Annotated in this window: 4 protein-coding genes; 3 read left to right on the top strand and 1 reads right to left on the bottom strand. The window is 69.8% G+C overall.

From position 1 onward, the window contains the following. Positions 1-103 precede the first annotated feature (103 nt). Positions 104-460 carry an ATP-binding cassette domain-containing protein gene (locus B4E30_RS15485; RefSeq protein ID WP_286796085.1) on the bottom strand — a complete coding sequence of 119 codons (357 nt, stop codon included), beginning with the start codon at positions 458-460 and terminating at the stop codon, positions 104-106. Between the two features lie 56 nt (positions 461-516). Here B4E30_RS15485 and aztB point away from each other — a divergent pair, with 56 nt between their 5' ends. The 3 genes from aztB to B4E30_RS15500 all read left to right on the top strand — a co-directional run. Further along, entirely contained in the window at positions 517-1,401 is an 885-nt protein-coding gene (gene aztB, locus B4E30_RS15490) for a zinc ABC transporter permease AztB (protein ID WP_194384695.1), read from the top strand. Further along, on the top strand, positions 1,398-2,603 hold the full coding sequence (locus tag B4E30_RS15495) for an ABC transporter (RefSeq protein ID WP_286796088.1): 1,206 nt from the start codon (positions 1,398-1,400) through the stop codon (positions 2,601-2,603). The genes aztB and B4E30_RS15495 overlap by 4 nt, the downstream gene beginning before the upstream one ends. Further along, positions 2,600-3,388 (top strand): metal ABC transporter substrate-binding protein (locus B4E30_RS15500; RefSeq protein WP_286796090.1); only part of this gene is annotated, 789 nt, incomplete at its 3' end. The genes B4E30_RS15495 and B4E30_RS15500, both read left to right, overlap by 4 nt.

The raw sequence follows: 3,388 nt of genomic DNA on the forward strand, positions 1-3,388 counted from the left end.
ATGGACGACATCGTCGGCGGCGTAGGAGAAGCAGACGCACCGCGTCTCGACAGCGGCGACCCGGAAGTTCACGTTCATCAGTGTACCGGTTTGATAATCATTATCATTTACTTGTAGAGTCTCGACCNNCAGCCCCCTTCGCCGCGCGGCGCTCGAGGCGAGCACCGCGCTTCCAGGTGCCCATCGCGACGACATCCGCCGCCGTCACCGGAAGCATCTCCGGCGCGGCAGGTCGCTGCACGACGAGCGCAAGGTCGCCGTTTCGATGCACGGCCCCGACCCGCGGAGGTCTGACGCCCGCCATGATCTCCACGAGGGTGGACTTGCCCGAACCGTTGGGCCCGGCAACGGCGACGACCTCGCCGAAATCGACGCGCACCGACACGTCATGGACGACATCGTCGGCGGCGTACGAGAAGCAGACGCCTCGCGTCTCAACAGCGGCGACCTGGGAATTCACATTCATCAGTGTACGAGTTTGATAATCGTTCTCATTTACTTGTAGAGTCTCGACCCGTGTCCTGGCTCACCGATCCGCTCAGCACCGAGTTCTTCGCTCGTGCGCTCGTGGGCGGCGCTCTCGTCGCGGTCATCTGCGGCGTCGTGGGCACATGGGTCGTCATCCGCGGCATGGCATTCCTCGGAGAGGCCATCGGCCACGGGATGCTCCCGGGCGTTGCGCTGGCAACGGTGCTCGGCCTCCCGCTGCTGCTGGGCGCTGCGGCCAGCGCCGTCGCGATGAGCGCCGCCATCGGCGCGCTGCAGCGGCGCGGCAGGCTCTCCTACGACACCAGCATCGGGCTGCTGTTCGTCGCGATGCTCTCGGTCGGCGTGATCATCGTGTCGCACTCGCGCAGTTTCGCCACGGACGCCACGGCCCTCCTGTTCGGCGACATCCTGGCCATCCGGCCGGCGGACATCGTCGTCCTCGCCGCCGCGCTCGCCCTCACCCTCGCGGTCACGATCGGGTTCCACCGAGCCTTCGTGGTCGCCGCATTCGATCCGCGGATCGCCGAGACGCTGGGACTGCGGCCGCAGCGGGCGCACGTGGCGCTGGTCGGGCTGGTGACACTCGCCGTGGTCGCCTCCTTCCAAGCCGTCGGCACGCTCCTCGTGGTGGGCCTGCTTCTCGCGCCCGCCGTGGCGGCTCGCAGCTGGACCGCCCGCATCCCCGCCACGATGGCGCTCGGCGCCGCGATCGGCGTCCTCGCTGTCGCCATCGGACTTCTCGTGTCGTGGCACTTCGCAACGGCGGCAGGAGCTTCCATCGCCGCGACGGCGATCCTGCTCGCCGCGCTCTCTTCGTCGGCCCGGACGCTTGCGGCGCGACGGATGCGGAGCATCCATCCCCTCCCCTCCCTCACCCGTGCCCCCGCACAGGTGCCTGAAAGGACCTCGTGATCACCCCACGCCCGCTCGCCGCCACCACCGCGGTCGCCCTCGCGCTCGTCGCCCTCGCCGGATGCGGCGTCGAGTCCGAGCCGACCGCCACCCCGGTCGACGACGTCTCCGACGGGCACGGTGAGATCGCCACCGCCGCCGAGGTCGAAGAGCCGCCGCTGGCCCTCGTGTCGGTCGACGCCGACGGCCGCGTCGGGTTGCTCGACCTGCTGTCGGGAGAGAGCGAGGACCTGGGATCCGCCGGCGCACCGACCGGACTCGCGAGCGACGGTCGGTACGTGTTCGTGTCCACCGCGGAAGGTGTCGACATCGTCGACTCGGCGCGCTGGAGCTGGAACCACGGTGACCACTTCCACTACTACCTCGGCTCGCCCGAGATGCCCGGGACGGTTCCCGGATCGGGGATAGCCACGGTGACCTGGGGAATGCTCTCGACCGACGGTTCGACCGCCCTGCACTTCGCCGGTTCGGGCGACGCCGTGCTGCTCGAGAACGAAGCTCTCGCGGAAGGCGAGATCGTCGAGCGTTTCCGCGTCGATGTCGACGCCGATGCCGTCGTGGCTCCGCTCGGTGACGGAGCGATCATCAGCGAAGCCGACGCGCTGGGGGTCTACGACGCGGAAGGCAGGCAGACGGAGCAGTCCGTCTCGTGCACCGACGCGGCGGGCGCGATCACCACGGTCGTCGGGCTCGCGATCGGATGCGCCGAGGCCGCCGTGCTCGTCACCGGCGACGAGGACGAGGCGGAGTTCTCCGTCATCCCGTATCCCGACGACGTCGACGCCGAACGCGCCGTCGCCTTCGACGGGCGGAAGGGACGCCCCACGGTCGCGGGCCTGACCGATGCTTCGGGATTCTGGCTGCTCGACACCCGCGAGGAGACCTGGACTCACGTCGCGACGGAGCACACGCTCGTGCACGTGACCGCCGTCGACGACGAGGCCGGACACGTCGTCGCGCTCGACACCGACGGGCGCGTGCGGGTCTACGCGGCAGCGACCGGTGAGGAGATCGCCGCCACCGACGTGCTCGTGGGCGCCCCGGACGAGGCGACCTCGCTCACCGTCGACGGCCAGCGCGCGTACCTCAACGACCCCGCGGCCGCTGTGGTCCACGAGATCGACTATGCCGACGGCGCGCGCATCGCGCGCACGCTCGACACCCCCACCTCCCCGGCGTTCCTGTCGGAGGTCGGACGATGAGGCCGTGGCGACCGCTCGCGCTCGCCGCGGCCGCCCTCGCGGCGCTCGGGCTCGCCGGCTGCACCTCGAGCTCCACCGACGACGAGCCGCAGGTCGTGGTCACCACGAACATCCTGGGTGACGTCGTGACCGAGATCGCCGGCGACGAGGCGCACGTGACCACTCTCATGAAGCCCAACGCCGACCCGCACTCGTTCGAGATCTCCGCCCAGGAGGCGGCGACGCTCGACGACGCCGATCTCCTCGTCTCGAACGGACTGGGTCTCGAGGAAGGCCTGCAGCAGCACCTCGACCGGGCGACGGAGGAGGGCGTCGCCATGGTGATCGCCGGCGACGAGATCCACGTGCTCGACTACTCATCCGGCGACGCACTCGGCACCCCCGACCCGCACTTCTGGACCGACCCGGCCCGAATGGTCGACGTCGTCGAGGCCGTGGAGGCCGCACTCGGCGCCGTCGACGGCGTCGACCCGGTCGTCGTCGAGAAAAACGCGGAAGCCTACCTCGACGAGCTCGACGCGCTCGACGCGGAGATGACGTCGGCGTTCGCCGCCATCCCGGCATCGCAGCGAGCGCTCGTGACCAACCACCACGTCTTCGGCTACCTCGCCGACAGATTCGACTTCGANNAGCACCTCGACCGGGCGACGGAGGCCGGCGCCGCCATGGTGATCGTCGGCGACGAGATCAACGTGCTCGACTACTCGTCCGGCGATGCATCCGGCACCCCCGACCCTCACTTCTGGACCGACCCGGCCCGCATGGTCGACGTCGTCGAGGCCGTG

The sequence above is a fragment of the Microbacterium sp. UBA3394 genome (assembly GCF_002358725.1).
Classification (GTDB): Bacteria; Actinomycetota; Actinomycetes; order Actinomycetales; family Microbacteriaceae; genus Microbacterium; species Microbacterium luteum.